We start from the raw sequence: 17,032 nt of genomic DNA on the forward strand, positions 1-17,032 counted from the left end.
AATGCATACCTGTAAGATGTTTTGTGGTCTTACCTGCCGATGAGCAAAAGCAACGGAACAACAGAATCGTATTTTGCAGCAGCAGGATGAAACATTTGAGCAATGGTATAAGGAGCATTAACAGGAGCAGCAAAATCTTTACTTAAATATCGGTGTCACCTACTCTCACCCCATCTACCATCGTTTGTTAATGAGCGCGAAGATGAAATTTATGAGTCGGCGTCGATGACGATGCGGTTATAAAAGACGCACAGCAGTTCTATTGTCGGGCTCATTTCCTAACAAGTGGCTTATTGATAAACTATCAAATTTCATTGCGGGAAAGACTAACGAATCAACTCGACCATATCCAGAAGCTCAGCATCAATTTTGAGCTGGGTTGGTTTTAAGTGTCTTAGATTTATAATCATACTTACTTGACCATCCTTAAAATTGAATTCAACTGCCCCACCTAATTTTGCAAAATTATGCGTACCACTAACAGTAAGGATGGGTTTTGAATTTAGTTTTAAAATAAGATCTTCAAGAAGAATTTTGTTATTCGAGTCAATGTAGAGAAGGTTACATGCTTCCCCAGAAATTTGATTCATATCATCAATTTTTTTTAGTAGGTAGTTGTATTTATAATTGGATTCTTTGTAAATCCTTTCGGCTTCTTTAAAAATATCATCCGAATTCATGAAACATAATTTAATTGTGGATGGCTTTTGAGGCCATGAAACATAATCTGTGAGGTTATAAACAAATGCTGCAATCGCGATATTTTCTTTAAATGGTCGGACAAATTCGATGGCCATGACAGTCCAACTTACTGTTATAACGCAAACAAAAAGAAACGTTGAAAATAGAGTTTTAAACCAAAACATTTATTACAATCAATAACACTATAAAATTCATCCAAACCTCGCCCTATTATTGTTACAAATTTTTTAATAGAACACAATCACGATTTGATCTGAACGTTATGTTTTCTTATGTCTTGGCATGTTAGAATTCGGTGCAGGCATTTCTTTGAGAATTGCTTATTGAAGTGAATTCCGCAATTTTATTTAGAAATTGAAAGAAATCGCAATTAAATTCGATAAATTGGAATTGTCTTCTAGTAAATTGTTTTAAGCAAAGTTTAAAAGAGATATTATCCTTCGGGGCTTGCCTTATAATCTTTCCATTTAGGGAATATAAAGAAGACTCGAATGGGATCAGAAGCAAGTTCTGTAACGTTTTTTCAATTTGTTGGATAAGGGCAATATAGTTTGTTTCGGACACATCATTTGAGTTTGTTTCTTGATAGGGTGAATTAATAAAATCACATTGCCCCATAACATGAATAGCATGTTCAGGATTATTTCTACTCAGCGGATCCCAGGTTATTTTCATCGATGAAATGCATATATCATCTAACCGCTTATAGAAGCGATGATTTGATATCCAGATCATTTCTTTAGTTAAAGTCAGCTCCATTCATTATCCCACAGAGTTAAGCCATAAAAGGTTGAAAGACAGAATTATGTATTGTATATATTGCCAGCGTAATTGTAAACACTTGTTTGCTCTTGACCTAGCTTTCATAAGAAATTAGGATTAAAAACAGGGAATAAATCGATAAAGACTACATTTGGGGAGTGTTATGTATGAGTTTTAAAAAAATGGCCATGGTCACTTTCTTTCTGGGAGCAAGTATGTTTGTGCCCTTAGATTATGTATGGGCCGTTGAATATGGATCAGATGAGCCTCTTTCAAATGATGAACAAAACCTACTAAAAACACCTCTTACAGAGATTCTTCGTAGACAAAATATTACGGTAACATCCGTGTCTAAGCAGGCAGAAAATATAAAAGATGCTTCTGCAGCTGTTTATGCGATTACAGCCGAGGATATTCGTCGGTCTGGAGTAACAAGTATCCCAGAGGCTCTTAGATTGGCCCCTGGAATACAAGTCTCACAGGTTGGGTCCAATAAATGGGCGATATCTGCAAGGGGATTTAATGATCAGCTTTCAAACAAACTCTTGGTGCTTATTGATGGAAGAACGGTATATACACCGCTATTTTCAGGTGTCAATTGGGATGTCCAAGATACTTTTATTGAAGACATTGATCGAATTGAGATTATACGTGGGCCTGGTGCTACATTATGGGGGGCCAATGCGGTTAATGGTGTTATTAATATTATCACTAAAAATGCAAAAAGTACTTCATCTACGCTTATTACCTCAAACGTCGGAAATCTAGAACTAGGAGCGGGAGTTAGACAAGGCGGAAGGGTAGGTGATTTTTATTATAGAGCCTATGCAAAACATTTTAATCGTGATAATTTTAAGGGCTTAGACAACCAGAATAATAATGATAACTGGCAGTCTAACCAAGTCGGATTTCGAACTGATTGGGATAAATCGTCACAGGATTCACTCACTGTTCAGGGTGATCTTTATGGAATTACAGAAGATAGAACCCTGACATTGCCGATCTTATCTGCTCCCTATAGCCAGCAGATTAATGACCAGGAAAAACGAAGCGGTGGCAATATTCTTATGAAGTGGGTTCATAAACATTCTGATATTTCCGTCTCATCGACGCAACTCTATTATGATGATGTCAATCGTGATAACCCTTCGGTATTAGGCCAAATAAGCCATACTCTCGATTTTGAATATCAAAATACCTATGCTCCAAACGAAACTAATCAAATTGTTTGGGGGGGAGGTTATCGGTACTATTCCGATAATTTGAGGAATTCGGAATATTTTATATACACACCAGATAGCATATCGGAGAATCTGTTTAATGCATTTGCCCAGGACACAATTTCATTAAAACCAGAAGTTCTTTTTCTAACGTTAGGCACAAAGATTGAGCACAATGAACATACGGGTATTGAAATACAGCCCTCTGCTCGAATGCTCTGGCATGCAAATGAAAAGAACTCATTCTGGGGAGCTATTTCGAGAGCAGTCAGGACGCCAAATCGATCGGAAGATGATGTTCAATTAGCTGTATCGATACTTCCACCTAATGCTCTTTTTCCGGGCAGCTCTGCTGGGTACGTATCGCAAATTGGCGATAGATCATATGGTTCAGAAACTCTTATGGCCTATGAGTTAGGACATCGTTTTCTTCCAAGAGATGATTTGTTTGTTGATACGTCTATTTTCTATAATGATTATGATGATTTGCGAACTCTTGAAAGGGGAGTACCTTATTCATTAGCTAATGTAGCTATCCCATTAGATGTTGCCAATTTAGGTAGAGCAAGAAGTTATGGCGGGGAAATATCAGTGGAATGGGAGCCGATAAAGCAATTTTGGGAACTTACAGGCAGTTATTCTTTTCTAAAAATTGAAACTGACATAGATCCCTCAAGTACTGACACTCAGTTAAGGATAGATGAAGGTAAATCCCCTAGGAACCAATTTAATTTGAGATCACATATTAAGTTGCCTCATAATTTTGAGTTAGATAATATTTTATTTTTTGTTGACAATTTGCCTTCTATTGGCATAGATAACTACTTCAGGTTCGATGCAAGGATTGGTTGGGAACCTATAGATGGTTTGGATTTGAGTCTAGTAGGGCAGAATATTTTTGATCATTACCATCAGGAATTTTCAGCACCTCTACAAAGTTCTGCTGCGGTCGTTCCGCGTAATGTCATGTTAAAAGCTGCGTATAGATTTTGAGTTAAGGAGATTAAATGTCTGCTCTTCCATTAGTGAATCTGGATGTTAAAGAAAACAATGAGGTAGCTCCACCAACATCATTAGCCAGGATTAAAGATGGAAAAAGGATTATCCTGGATAGAGAGGAGATATATAAATTTAATATTCCTAATTATAAATTAAAAGATATTCTGATTGAGAGATTTGAATTAGATATAAAGCCATACGACTACATTAAGTGCTGCAATATTGTTCATACTAAAGGTGTGTGTATTGATTTTAGTCAAGCCTCATCGGAGAACAACTCATTTCCAGAATTGTGTTGGGAGCATATGAGTATGACATTGTTATCCGTTATTATTACGCAAGCAGGTAGAGTTTCACATAATCTTTGTAGTGATGGAAGGAATGGGGTTGCTCTTAGATTTCTAGAAATGAATTTTAGAAGACAAGCTCCAATGAATGATATTACTTTTGCAGCTGAGGCAAAGATATATGAAAGAAAAAATGAAGTCTGGGCTGATTCAACGTGGAGGTTCTATCATTCTAGCAAAAAATTCGCAGACTTTAATATAACCTCCCGAGGTGTTTTAAGAGACTATACAAAAGTTCATGAGTCCATGAATATAGCCTCTAACTAGGCTTAATGCGGCGTTGTTAACCTTTTGTTTGCAGTTATTTAAATTTGTATTAAATAATAACTAATTTACAAGATGGAATAACTATGTTACCTTTTATATAGGGTAATGGGTTATAAAACTTGGAAAATTATGTGGTTAACCAGATTTCTTTTTCATAAGCCTCTAAAAAATCAACTCCTTGGCTTTGCCATGCTTTTGGTTACCTTCACTGCTATTTTTCTGGGAATATGCTCTGCATACAGGACGATAACAAATACCAGTTCAAAGTTAGTCAATGAAATTTCCCTCGTGAACGGTGTGATGACGAAAAGGATTGCTACCAGCTTGCAATTCGGTCAACCAGAAAAGGCAATAGCTGACCTCCAAGATTTTGAGCAAAAAGAGTCGATTCAATATGTTTGTGTTTTTGATAAGAGTCAGAAAATCTTTGTTCAGCGAAATTTGAACCAGATTATAAAGAAATCCTGTCCCTCAGTTTCCCATTACAGCAACGGATACTCGTTTACATGGGATGGCTTAATCTTGGTTACCAGCATTTTCTCCAAGAAGGGTGAAAACATAGGTCAGATGGTTATCAAAAGTGATCTAAGAGATATATACAAAGAGCTTCAAGTCAGTTTTGTTGCCCTCTCGGTGACTCTTATCGGAGTCATTGCGCTGGGTTATTTTCTTGCTAGTGCACTCCAGAATATTATCTCTTCGCCGCTAATTGAACTTTCGCACGCCGCACGTGCTGTGACAAAAGGTAATTATGATGTGCAAGTTAGTACTCCATCATATGGCGAAATTCAAGAATTGACCGCTGATTTTAATATTATGGTAAAAGTGGCAAAGGATTTAAAAGAAAATTTAGAACAAAAAGTAGACGAACGCACCGAAGACCTCGAATACGCCCTAAAAGTCAAAACAGATTTCCTCTCCAATATGAGCCATGAAATCCGCACACCCATCCACGGAGTGACCAGTTTCACTCGGCTTTTAGTCGAAGAGTGGGATACCACGGATGATGTGATGTTGTTCAATTATGCTCAGCGTGCCCATAAATCCGGGGAACGTCTATTGATTTTGATCAATAACCTACTGGATATGTCAAAATTTGAAAAAGGGGCGATACAGCTGGAACGTAGAGAGCTGCTGTTTAGTGACCTGATTAAAACGGTTATTGCTGAAACAGGTGGGCTCGCGGAAGCAAAGCACCTGAAAGTGGAGTTTGAACCAATGGCTAACGAAACATTGGTAGACGTCGATGAAGGACGGATGGTGCAGGTCATAACCAATATCATTGGCAACGCTGTTAAATATTCACAGAAGGGTACCATTAGCATTTGCCAGAGCATTAATCCGGAAGCTATTTTCCTCGATGGAGTAGCCCAGGTACCTGGTATGGTGATTACAGTAGCGGATGAAGGGATTGGTATTCCAGAGAGTGAATTGACCAAAATATTTGATAAATTCTTTGAAAGCAGCTTTACCAAAACGAAAGCTGGAGGAACGGGGTTGGGTCTCGCTATCTGCAGAGAAATTGTGAAGGCACATTTAGGGACGATTTGGGCAGAGAATAATGAAAGCGGAATGGGGAGTACATTCACCTTTATATTTCCATTAAAGGAAATCCCTGGAGTCACGCAGATAACGGATAAATATGTATGAGTAGATTATAGCAAAGCCGCCATTTTCCCTACTCTATTTCGGCTTATGCTCAGCAAATGGAAATAGATAATCTGTGACTTCTTTGCTATTCCATTCATAGGGCCCTTCAACGCGCCTGATTTCTTTGCCGCGTGGATCGATGATGATGGTGGTGGGGAGGTTTTTGACGGGTCCTGGACCTTTGAAATCAAGGGAAATGGGGACGATAGTGATGCCTTGCTTTTCGATATCGCCTGCTTTTCCAAGTAATCCTTTGGGGTGAATTTTGTGGATCAGCGACTCCATCCACTGGTATAATTCATCCAGGATTGGCTTTGATTCGACTTGCCTGATACCCTTTGCCTGCTTGTGAGCCCATCTTCCGCCTGTACCTCAGACTCAGGCAATTCACAAATCACCTCTTCCCGTGGAAGATAATTAGGCAGCGGCTTACGTCCAGTCTTCAAAGAAACACTGCGTTTATGCGAAGGCACTACAACGTCAACGGCTCCATCCGGTTCTTCGTCGTAGGGGCTTCATCGCGCGCCTGCTTTCGTTACTGGCGTTAACTTAATAAGTGGCCGTGATTCATTAAATACGCATAATATTTCACTTCCCTGACGAAGTGTGAACTGGCTTGCGACTCTTTCAATCACAACATAGCCATGATCCATGCGGTAGTTGATCAGTTCTTCCGAGCCATCCGGATTCACAAGGAAAAAGGCAGGGATTTCGCTGTTCTTCTCGCGGAATTGGAAATAAGTAAATTCACCATCATCGAAGATTTTGATCGGTGAAATATACTCTTTGCCGGCGACGGTATAATTGAAATTATAGTTCTCAGTATCATTAAATTCAGGTGTCGAACTGATGCTATAATTTTTAACACCACCAATACCATATTCCGGATAGACGAACCTTACGACGAAGACCATGTTGTCATCGCGGATATCTTCGGTTTCTTCGGCGTATAACTCAAAATGATACATCCTTAAATTGGTAATCACCGTCATGTTAGTGGTGGCGTAATCATCGATAGGTTTGAGGAAAATACGGTTACCAAGAGGCTCAATCTGCCAACCACCCGGGTCACCCATGGTCAGGGTTTCAATGGTTTCTCCAGGGGCAAATTCAATGCTGGACTGAAAGCGATAGTGCCCCATAAATTTATAAACCTGATTCGGTTTATACGAGTAAATCCTGATACGTGCGTCTGTCGGTACTGGCTTGGGGTTTTCTTCAAGGGACCAGGCTTTGGACGAAGCTCCAAGGATAAGGACAACACATATTAATCTAAGAACAAACAAAAACATTTTCATACTACACCTGAATGAGGGGGCGAATTTTAAATTTTCTGTACCTCGTAATTGGTCACAGTAAATTCAAAAGGTACGTTATTGTACAGCGAAACAACTGGATCAGACAAGTTAAACGATAACGTAGCTTGCCAATTAGTGGTTTCTTTGACTTGGTTGGTATTGACGGTAGCCCTAAATGTCACGACCATGGTTTCGGGATGTTGAGGATTTTCATCAAAGATAATGTTAAGAATTTCAATTGTCCGGGTTGACGTGAGCTGGTATTTAAGCAAAGGGCTGTCGGGGTCAGATGTGCTCATATGCTCCTGGTAGACCTTAAACAGGGGCGCGGAGGAATTTTGGTGAACAAAGTAAAATTTCTTTTCGATATCAGCATTCGATGGATAATATTCTTCCCGTGCCTTGATGTAGCGGGAGATCAGGTATTTGGCAATGGATTGGTTAACGGTTAAGCCTGGATCACCCAGCGGGGTAATGACAGAATATTGCTTGGCAAAATTATCAACCTTACTAAAAAAGGGCACTTTTGTTTCGGTTGGGAACAAAAGTGTAATATTAAAGAGCATGACTGCTAGCAAAAACAGGGATATAGCTGAAAAAATAATGTATTGCGTCCGTTCGTTAATCGGAAGGATATAGCGTGTATTATACCAATCACGTGCGTCTTCATAATAATGGCCGGACTCTATATATTCCGGCGTGGCGATGCTGACACGTTCCATATGCTAATCTCTAAATCCCCAAAATAGACAAGTCCCTCATCTATGATACTAGCCTTTATCATTAAAAAATAAATAAGATTTTAGCTGAATGGATAGAAAATTTAAGATAATTGCAGATAAAGAGGGGGGATTGAGCGATGTGGGACGCAAGAGTAGCTTTACATCCTGTTTTTAACTTACTAGAATTGAACGGTGGTGTTGTGAGAATTAATCTTTTGTTTAGGATTACGCTCAACCACGGATGCGTTGGGTCTTCCTCGTTGGGTTAGGGAAGCGCGGGAATTATTAGTATCTTGATGTTATTATGGATGCATTACTGAATGTTTTAAAAGGGTTGGGACCGGTCAAGCTGGCTATTATGGCGCTGGTTACGGTTGTGTTGCTGGGTGTTTTTGCGATTATCTCATTTAAATTATCGGCGCCAACATTGGTGCCGCTTTATTCGGGCCTTGCTCCTGCGGATGGTTCAAAAATTGTCCAGGAACTGGAGGCGCGTAAAATTCCTTATAAAATAGTGGGTGATGGTACGGAAGTCTTGGTGCCGGCAGAGCAGGTGCCGCAATTACGGATGAACCTGGCTGCGGCAGGCATTCCGTCATCTGGTTCCATTGTTGGTTATGAAATCTTTGATAAAGCCGATGCTCTGGGGACGTCCAACTTTCTCTATAACATTAATAATAAGCGGGCACTTGAGGGCGAGTTAAGCCGAACCATTATGTCGTTTGATACGATTGATAATGCTCGGGTGCATCTGGTGATACCTAAGCGGGTGTTGTTTGAGCAGGAAGCGCAAGAGCCTCGAGCCTCGATTATTCTGAAGATTAAGGGCAAGCAAAACCTAAGCAGGTCTCAGATTCAAGCAATCAGCCATCTGGTGGTTACGGCGGTTCCGGGTCTAAAGCTCGAGAATATTACCATTGTTGATACCACGGGCAGGCCTTTAAAGTTGGGAGTCAAAGATGAATTGAGTTTGTCTGGTGGTTCTGGTGAGGCCCAAGATTACCAAGTCATGATTGAGCAGCGCCTGAAGCAGTCTGTAGAAAGCCTGGTTGCCCAAACCATCGGTGAGGGAAAAATCAAAGCGCACGTGACGGCAGATATCAACTTTGATCGTGTAGTAACCAATTCTGAAACCTTTGATCCTGATAGCCAGGTGGCTAGGTCGGTGCAAACGATTGAAGAAAATGAGAATGCCAACAACAAGGAAGGGGCGGGCAATGTTTCGGTTGCAAATAACTTGCCCAATCAGGAAAATGGAGGCAGCCAGGGAGCTCAGAGCAGCTCTAATAACCAAAAAGTGGATGAAACCACTAATTTTGAAATTTCCAAAACAGTCAAGAATCAAATCAGCGAAAGTGGCACCATTAAACGTCTCTCCATTGCTGTTTTGGTCGATGGTACCTATAGTGCCGATCCTAAAACAGGTAAACAAATGTATGCGGCACGTTCCGAAGATGAATTATCAAAAATCAGGGCATTGGCAAGTTCTGCTGTTGGTTTCAAAAAGGAGCGTGGCGATACGATTGAAGTCATTAATATGCCGTTTGAGCGTCAAATCGAAGAAGTTAAAGATGATAAGCTGGCATGGTTGAAAGATGATTTCCAAAACTTGATGCAGACCCTTATTATTGGTGTTGTGGTGATATTGGCCATCTTATTGATTATCAGGCCAATGGTTAACAAGGCATTTGAAGCTTCTGCAACAGCGGAAGCAGAAGAAGCTAGATTGCTTGGTACGCAAGAAGTAACCAATTTTGTGGATATTGTGACCGAAGATCTACCGCTAGATGATGACATGATGGATATTAATAATACCGATCAGGCATCTGCACGTGTTAAAACCATGACCATCAAAAGTGTCAATGAAGCAATCCAGAAACATCCGGATGAAGCATTGTCGGTTATGCGTACATGGTTATATGGCAACAATAATTAGGCATTTTATAAGGAGCTGTTATGACTAAAGATTATATGCAGCTAACCGGTGCAGAAAAATGCGCCATAGTCTTAATGACGATTGATGAGTCTAATCTCTCCAAGATTTTTTCATTAATGGATCAAGAGGAAATCAAAGAAATTTCTAGTATCATGGCAACGTTGGGCACAGTTCAGCCGGATGTGGTGGAGCGATTGATTATTGAATTCACCAATTCGGTAACAGCCACCCTTTCGTTTGTGGGCAATATGCAAAATACCGAACGTTTGTTGAATAAAGTATTGGTTGGAGACCAGGTGTCCGCCATCATGGAAGAAATTCGTGGTCCTGCAGGCAGAAATACCTGGGATAAATTAGGGAATATCAACGAAGAAGTTTTGGCTAATTATCTTAAAAATGAATATCCGCAAACGATTGCCCTGATCATGTCAAAAATTCAGCCAGCACATGCAGCTAAAGTATTATCGGCCTTACCTGAAACGCTGACCTTTGATGTCATTCAGCGTATGCTGACGATGGAGCCAGTACAAAAAGAAGTGCTCGATGGGATTGAAAAAACATTGCGTGCAGAATTTATCAGCAACCTGACGAAGACAACGAAGAATGATAATAATGCCATGATTGCGGAAATCTTTAATAACTTTGACCGCTTTAATGAATCGAAATACATGTCATTATTAGAACAGCGTTTGCCGGATTCTGCAGAAAAGGTCAAAGGCTTGATGTTTACCTTTGATGATCTGCTCAAAATATCGCCATCGGATATTCAAACCTTACTTCGGTTTGTGGATAAAAATAAATTGCCGATGGCATTGAAAGGCGCCAAAGAAGAGGTTCGTGTGTTGTTTCTCAATAACATGTCGCAGCGTGCATCGAAAATTCTGGCAGAAGATATGGAGGGTATGGGACCTATTCGTATCCGCGATGTGGATGATGCCCAAAGTGCCATTATCAATGTGGCCAAAGATTTAATTGCCAAAAGCGAAATAACGGTGCGTACCAAAGCCGATAGTGGAGATGAGTTAATTTACTAATATGAGCAATACAGAAACAAAAGAACGTTACCATTTTCGTCAGTTAGGTGGAAGGCTTGAAACACTGCGTGAGCGAGATGTGCTCCCTGCGTTTTCTCAAGAGGGGATTATGGCTACCAATTCTGAAGGTGGCTTTGCGCAACAAGCAAAAGAAACACCAGCTGATAAGGCGACCCATCCTGGTTTTTATTTTTCGGAAGAAGATTATAAAAAAATAGTGCAGGAATCATATGATAGCGGTTTTCAAAAGGGATACGAACAAGGAAAAATAGAGACCTCTTCTTTTTATGAACGCCAACAGCATGAAAAAATGAAGATATTCGATGAAGCCTTCGCGGGGATTGCTGCAAAATTAAGCGAAACACAGCATAGTTTAAATGATATTGCCCAAAAGCAGTTAGCATCGTTGGTCCCGTTAACATTAACGATTGCTCAAAAATTGTCTGGATTACTGATGGAAGGCAAAGAGCATGAAAAATTATGTCAGGAAATCAAAAAATGTTTGCAATTTGTGGCGGATGAGCCCACCATTAAATTGGGGGTGAGTGCAGAAATATTTTCAGCAATGCAGGATATTCAATCTATGTTAGGGAAAACAGATGCAGTCATAGAGTCCATCTATGCTGATGGGCAGTTGGCACCGTCTGAATTTCGTCTAGAATGGGAAGGTGGAAAGATTGAAACTCATTACGCAAAGATAGACGAGGCAATTCATCATTTATTAAGCAGCGTTGCTAACAATCATCTGAGTAACGTATCGGGATAGGGTAAGAGGAAACATTATGGTTAAACAACAAGAACGAGATATTGCCGTCGATGAATTAGATAATCAGACAGGTGCTGATGTGGAAGCAGTTGCAGCGGCAGTCAGTGATGACAATCTTGAGATTGTTTATAATATTCCGGTAGAAGTAACGGCCGTTCTTGGGCGTGCTGAAATGCAGGTAAATCAGTTGCTACGCCTGGGGCGTGGGTCGGTGGTAGAGCTTGATCGGAAAGTGGGTGAAACCATTGACCTGTTTGTCAATGGTAGGCAAGTTGCTAAAGGGGAAGTTGTGATCATCGAAAATCGTGTAGGTGTGACCATTACCGAAGTGATTAAACCAAAATAAACAAGCGATGTAACCAGCAGAGGTGATAACGATTATACCAGGGGTGAGGGGGTGTTTATGAGAAGGGTTTCCATCGATTTTGCGACATTAATAGGTTTAAGTGTATCATTTGCCTTGTTAGGCATTTGTATTTACATCTCCGGCAGTTTCAGGTCCTTTATGGATTTAGGCGCCTTTCTGTTGGTGATTATAGGCACGTTCTTTGTAACGATGACCTGTTTTTCCTTCAAAGATATTGTGGCGGCGCAACGCTTGTTGATACAAACGATTTTTACTAAAGTGGAAGAGCCAAGTTATGCAGCATATCGTGCTATCCAAATAGCTGAAATTGCCAAACGCGAAGGTATTCTGTCCCTACAGGGAAAAGAAGTCATGGCAGCGCATAACCGTTTTTTTGCCAAAGGCTTGCAGATGTTGGTGGATAATTTTAAATCGGATGATATTCAATATACCTTACAGCAAGCGCTTGAAGCCTCTTCGGAGAGGCATAAACGAAGCGCCGCAGTGTTGCGTAAATCGGCAGAGGTGGCGCCGGCGCTTGGATTAATCGGTACTTTGATCGGGCTTGTGCAAATGTTAGGGCAATTAAATGATCCCAAAGCCATCGGCCCTGCGATGGCTATTGCATTGCTGACCACCCTCTATGGAGCCGTGATGGCGTATATGGTGTTTACACCGCTTGCGTCGAAACTCGAGCATAATTCGCAAAAAGAAATGATTGTGAGTTCCATTTATAAAGAAGCGCTAGGATCGATTGCTCGCAAAGAAAATCCGCGCCAGTTGGAAATCCATATTAATACCACGTTGCCTAAAGACCAGCGTGTGCGATACTACGAACAGGCATAATAAGGATAAGGAAGCACTATGCGACTGATGATAATCAGCCACGATAACAGTTATATCCAGCAAGCGGTTAGTGCGGCGCAAAACCGTTTTGCCAATGTACGGTTATTTGTCAGAAAAGATGAGGCTCTAAGTGCGCTTCGTAATGGGTATGGTGCCGATTTACTCATGATCAATGTTGATCAGGATATTCCAGGAATTATTACTGAATTAAGAGTGGAGCGATTTGCTATCCCAGTTGTTGCCTGTGGCATTGGCAATAATACCAAGGCAGCCGTTGAAGCTATTAAAGCGGGTGCTTTAGAATTTATACCGTTTCCTGCAGATGGTGATCTCATTGCTGCGGTGATTGAGGCAATAGCGCCGCGTCTGGAAGAAACGGAAATGATTTGCCATTCGCCCGCCATGCAAGCGGTTTTGGATATGGCCAAACAAGTAGCCGGTGCTGATGCGAGTATTTTGATTACAGGAGAATCGGGTACCGGTAAAGAAGTGATTGCTCGCTATATCCATCAAACCAGCAAGCGTGCTAACCAGTCTTTTATTGCGGTGAATTGTGCGGCGATTCCTGAGCAGTTACTTGAATCAGAATTATTTGGTCATGAAAAAGGGGCGTTTACCGGAGCCCTGTCGCGGCGAGTAGGAAAATTTGAAGAAGCCAATAAAGGCACATTATTATTGGACGAAGTAACTGAAATGGATATTCGTCTGCAGCCTAAATTGCTGCGCGCTATTCAAGAACGAAAAATCGACAGGGTTGGCGGAGCCGCTTCGGTGGATGTAGATATCCGAATTATTGCCACCAGTAATCGCGATTTAAAAGAAGCTATCCGTGATGGTGCCTTCCGTGAAGATTTATTTTACCGTCTCAATGTCATCAATCTACAGCTGCCACCGTTGCGTCGCCGCAAAGAAGATATTGTGCCTTTGGCGCAATTCTTTGTACAAAAATATTCTGCGGCCAATAGTATGAAAGCAAAGCCATTATCGAACCAGGCTTCCCTCAAATTAATAGCCTATGATTGGCCAGGCAATGTTCGTGAACTTGAAAATACGATGCACCGTGCGGTGTTATTAGCAAGCGGGGATGAAATAGGGACATCGGCAATTTTATTGCAGCAGGAAAGTGCCGATACGAATATCGACAGCCAGGCAACCATCGAAACGACCTATTCCTCGTTGGAAGCAAGTGCTTTGCCGCTTGTTGGCAGAACCATTGAAAGTGTTGAAAAAGAGATGATTGTTAATACATTGGGTCATTGTTTAGGCAATCGCACCCAAGCGGCAATGATTTTAGGGATATCCTTGCGGACGCTTCGGAATAAGTTGAATGCTTATAAGCTTGAGGCGACTGAGTAGATTGATCGATGCAAAACGGTGTACTATACCTGGTATGCCGATCATGCCTATAAACTTGAGCAAGTTCATTAAGTTGGCTATGATAAGGGCTGTATTATTTATTGAGAACCATCATGCAATCGTCGGCGCTTATTTGTGAAGGGCTTTTAAAAACATATCGGGCAACAGCTAAAAGACCTGCTAAGGATGCGTTAAAAGGGATTGACCTAGCGATCCCTCAAGGTTCCTTCTTTGGGTTGTTAGGGCCTAATGGCGCAGGTAAATCAACCTTGATTAATATTCTTGCGGGGCTGGTGAATAAAACTGGAGGCAAGGTCCATGTGCAACACTGGGACATTGATACCCATATGCGCCAGGCTAAGTTTAACATTGGCATTGTTCCGCAGGAATTGATTTTGGATCCGTTCTTTACCGTCTATGAAGCGCTTGAAAATCACGCTGGTTATTATGGTATCGCTCCTAAAGATCGAAAAACCAACGAAATTATTAAAGCACTTAAACTGGAAGATAAGGCCCATAATAAACCCAGAAGCCTTTCTGGGGGGATGCGAAGACGGTTGTTGGTTGCCAAAGCATTGGTGCATTCACCTTCAATCCTGGTTCTTGACGAACCCACGGCTGGGGTTGATGTAGAGCTGCGCCAGCAATTATGGGAATATGTAAAGGAGCTTAACCGCCAAGGAACAACGGTACTCTTAACAACTCATTATCTTGAAGAAGCAGAAGCCTTGTGCGATCAAATTGCTATTATTAATCATGGGCGGATTATTGCCAGTGAAAGCAAATCCACGTTGATGAAGCGGTTGAATCGCAAAACCGTTCGGATTCAATTGCAGGATGCCCTCACGGCCATTCCGGCATCGCTTGCTGTGTATGAAGCGATATTGATTGATGCCCATACATTAGAAATCAGCTATAAGACATCCGAAGTGGTGTTTGAAGCTATTTTATTTGCCATCAAAGCAGCGGGGCTCACTATTCTTGATCTTTCTACCAAAGAACCTAATTTAGAAGCGGTGTTCCGATATCTGACACATGAGGGCAGTCATGGGAGCATTTGAGTTTCTTATCTTATTAGGGACTGGTATGGTCAGCGGTGGTTTGAATGCAATCGTTGGCGGTGGCTCGTTTCTCTCCTTTCCTGTGTTAATTTTTTTGGGTATTCCTCCGATTGAGGCAAATGCAACATCGACGGTTGCATTATGGCCGGGTACATGTGCTAGCTTGTGGGCGTTTCGCAAAGAATTATTTAACCAAACGCGTCTGATGAAGTTCGTTATTCCACTTAGTTTTATAGGTGGGGGCATAGGGGCTTTGATCCTTATCAGCCTTTCCAATGAGCATTTTGCCAATATTGTACCGATGATGCTGATACTTGCTACGTGTTTATTTTCGTTCAGGGATCCGATCATCCGCACCTTTCGAAGAATTCCCAAGGAAGATGCATCGCAACCCACAGCACCCACATTTTTTTACTGGCTAATGGTGATTGCAACCCAGTTAATGATTTCGACGTATGGGGGATTTTTTGGCGCGGGCATGGGCATTTTGTTTATGGCATTTTTCTCGATCATTGGCATTCAAAATATGCATGAAATTAATGCAATAAGAAATGGTTCGGCAGCCTGTATTAACAGTATAGCCACTGTCATATTTTGTATGGCGCATAAAGTGATGTGGATGCAAATGGTTGTTATGGGTACGGGCGCTATCGTGGGTGGGTTTTTAATCGCCCATTATTCCAGAGGCATCCCTTCAAACCTAGTGCGACTAGGAGTTATTGTTGCATCATGGTCTATAACAGGCTATTTTTTATGGAAAGAGTGGTTGCAATGAGGAGGAAAAATGCCTGACTCTATCCTAATGAGAAAAGCTGTGCGCGAAGATGTTCCGGTTATTGTGGCCTTGTTGACCAATGATTTCTTAGGCAAGAATCGTGAAAGCCTAGATGATTTACACGTTTATTATCAAGCATTTGAAGCCATTGATAACGATAAAGACCAGCTACTGGTTATGGCCGAAATGAACCAGGAACTGGTGGGAACGCTGCAAATTACCTATACGCGAAATATGAGTTTTCGAGGATCGCTGCGGGCGGTGTTAGAAGGTGTGCATGTCCATGATGCTTATCGGAATCAAGGAATTGGTCAGTTCATGGTTACATGGGCCATTGCGCAAGCAAAAGCCAAAGGTTGCCGGTTTGTGCAGCTAACCAGCCATAAAGAGCGCCATAATGCGCATCGGTTTTATGAGCGTTTAGGGTTTGCTGCGTCACATGAAGGATTTAAAATTGATTTGCAGGAAAAGGTCCAGGAGTAATGTGTTTTCTTTAGTAAGAAAATTTCTTTTCCTGTCTTCGTCAATGGGACACCCGAAACAAGACTTTAGAGATCAATCAACTTTTTTTGATCTGCAGCCAAGTGGTTAAATATGGTTATATCTTTCCCTAATCCTGGTAGCGTGAACGAGGTATGAAAGATGGTTTTGAGAGCTCAATCGCTGAGTTTGGGTTTGTGAATCCTATCCTTATGGGGGATGACAGTCTTATCATCGCAGAACACAGCAGACTATCTGCTGCTCAGCGCCTTGGACTTAAAGAAGTCCCCGCCATTATTCTCACTCCTCATTGCAGCTCATGAAGAAGAAAAACTGACCTTCGCTAACTTACATACAAAAATGCGCCAATCTCCCATTTAACTTTTGGTTGAAAATAATCCCTTGTTTCCAGCTTTATACCATGGTATACAATTTCCCCTCTGTGGGAAATAGCCATTAATTCGC

The 17,032-nt window shown here is 41.3% G+C and carries 17 protein-coding genes; 13 read left to right on the forward strand and 4 right to left on the reverse strand.

The genetic code is table 11. The features are described from left to right. Positions 1-326: 326 nt before the first annotated feature. On the reverse strand, positions 327-797 hold the full coding sequence (locus IPP74_06395) for a YfiR family protein (GenBank protein ID MBL0318901.1): 471 nt from the start codon (positions 795-797) through the stop codon (positions 327-329). A gap of 834 nt (positions 798-1,631) precedes the next feature. Here IPP74_06395 and IPP74_06400 point away from each other — a divergent pair. The 3 genes from IPP74_06400 (at position 1,632) to IPP74_06410 (ending at position 5,947) form a co-directional block, all read left to right on the forward strand. Next, positions 1,632-3,677, forward strand: coding sequence for a TonB-dependent receptor (locus IPP74_06400; protein ID MBL0318902.1), 2,046 nt, complete (start codon positions 1,632-1,634; stop codon positions 3,675-3,677). A 14-nt stretch (positions 3,678-3,691) separates the two neighbouring features. After that, positions 3,692-4,297, forward strand: coding sequence for a hypothetical protein (locus IPP74_06405; GenBank protein ID MBL0318903.1), 606 nt, complete (start codon positions 3,692-3,694; stop codon positions 4,295-4,297). 300 nt (positions 4,298-4,597) lie between these two features. After that, positions 4,598-5,947 carry a HAMP domain-containing histidine kinase gene (locus IPP74_06410; GenBank protein MBL0318904.1) on the forward strand — a complete coding sequence of 450 codons (1,350 nt, stop codon included), beginning with the start codon at positions 4,598-4,600 and terminating at the stop codon, positions 5,945-5,947. 33 nt (positions 5,948-5,980) lie between these two features. Here IPP74_06410 and IPP74_06415 read toward each other — a convergent pair whose 3' ends face one another. The 3 genes from IPP74_06415 to IPP74_06425 form a co-directional block, all read right to left on the reverse strand. Further along, the gene (locus IPP74_06415; protein ID MBL0318905.1) at positions 5,981-6,232 is read right to left on the reverse strand and encodes a hypothetical protein; all 252 of its coding nucleotides are present in this window, start codon (positions 6,230-6,232) and stop codon (positions 5,981-5,983) included. A 230-nt stretch (positions 6,233-6,462) separates the two neighbouring features. After that, positions 6,463-7,239: a P-type conjugative transfer protein VirB9 gene (virB9, locus tag IPP74_06420; GenBank protein ID MBL0318906.1), complete on the reverse strand. Its 777-nt coding sequence runs from the start codon at positions 7,237-7,239 to the stop codon at positions 6,463-6,465. Between the two features lie 32 nt (positions 7,240-7,271). After that, a complete protein-coding gene (locus IPP74_06425) occupies positions 7,272-7,967 on the reverse strand; it encodes a hypothetical protein (GenBank protein MBL0318907.1) in 696 nt (231 codons plus the stop codon). Positions 7,968-8,271: 304 nt separating this feature from the next. On the opposite strand from IPP74_06425, the gene fliF reads away from it, so the two are divergent. From fliF to IPP74_06475, 10 genes are all read left to right on the forward strand, one after another. Then, positions 8,272-9,903: a flagellar M-ring protein FliF gene (fliF, locus tag IPP74_06430; protein MBL0318908.1), complete on the forward strand. Its 1,632-nt coding sequence runs from the start codon at positions 8,272-8,274 to the stop codon at positions 9,901-9,903. 20 nt (positions 9,904-9,923) lie between these two features. Further along, positions 9,924-10,937, forward strand: coding sequence for a flagellar motor switch protein FliG (gene fliG / locus IPP74_06435; protein ID MBL0318909.1), 1,014 nt, complete (start codon positions 9,924-9,926; stop codon positions 10,935-10,937). 1 nt (position 10,938) lies between these two features. Next, positions 10,939-11,703, forward strand: a complete 765-nt coding sequence (locus IPP74_06440; GenBank protein MBL0318910.1) for a hypothetical protein — start codon at positions 10,939-10,941, stop codon at positions 11,701-11,703. A 16-nt stretch (positions 11,704-11,719) separates the two neighbouring features. Next, positions 11,720-12,049: a flagellar motor switch protein FliN gene (fliN, locus tag IPP74_06445; GenBank protein MBL0318911.1), complete on the forward strand. Its 330-nt coding sequence runs from the start codon at positions 11,720-11,722 to the stop codon at positions 12,047-12,049. 57 nt (positions 12,050-12,106) lie between these two features. Further along, positions 12,107-12,895, forward strand: coding sequence for a MotA/TolQ/ExbB proton channel family protein (locus IPP74_06450; GenBank protein MBL0318912.1), 789 nt, complete (start codon positions 12,107-12,109; stop codon positions 12,893-12,895). 18 nt (positions 12,896-12,913) lie between these two features. Further along, entirely contained in the window at positions 12,914-14,251 is a 1,338-nt protein-coding gene (locus IPP74_06455; GenBank protein ID MBL0318913.1) for a sigma-54-dependent Fis family transcriptional regulator, read from the forward strand. A gap of 113 nt (positions 14,252-14,364) precedes the next feature. Beyond that, positions 14,365-15,312, forward strand: coding sequence for an ABC transporter ATP-binding protein (locus tag IPP74_06460; protein MBL0318914.1), 948 nt, complete (start codon positions 14,365-14,367; stop codon positions 15,310-15,312). Next, the gene (locus IPP74_06465; protein MBL0318915.1) at positions 15,299-16,087 is read left to right on the forward strand and encodes a sulfite exporter TauE/SafE family protein; all 789 of its coding nucleotides are present in this window, start codon (positions 15,299-15,301) and stop codon (positions 16,085-16,087) included. The genes IPP74_06460 and IPP74_06465 overlap by 14 nt, the downstream gene beginning before the upstream one ends. 9 nt (positions 16,088-16,096) lie before the next feature. Further along, positions 16,097-16,570, forward strand: a complete 474-nt coding sequence (locus IPP74_06470; protein ID MBL0318916.1) for a GNAT family N-acetyltransferase — start codon at positions 16,097-16,099, stop codon at positions 16,568-16,570. A 152-nt stretch (positions 16,571-16,722) separates the two neighbouring features. Continuing rightward, positions 16,723-16,890 (forward strand): ParB N-terminal domain-containing protein, encoded by a 168-nt coding sequence (locus IPP74_06475; protein MBL0318917.1) that lies wholly within the window; start codon positions 16,723-16,725, stop codon positions 16,888-16,890. The last annotated feature ends 142 nt before the right edge of the window (positions 16,891-17,032 follow it).

The sequence above is a fragment of the Alphaproteobacteria bacterium genome (assembly GCA_016722515.1).
Lineage (GTDB): Bacteria > Pseudomonadota > Alphaproteobacteria > Rickettsiales > JADKJE01 > JADKJE01.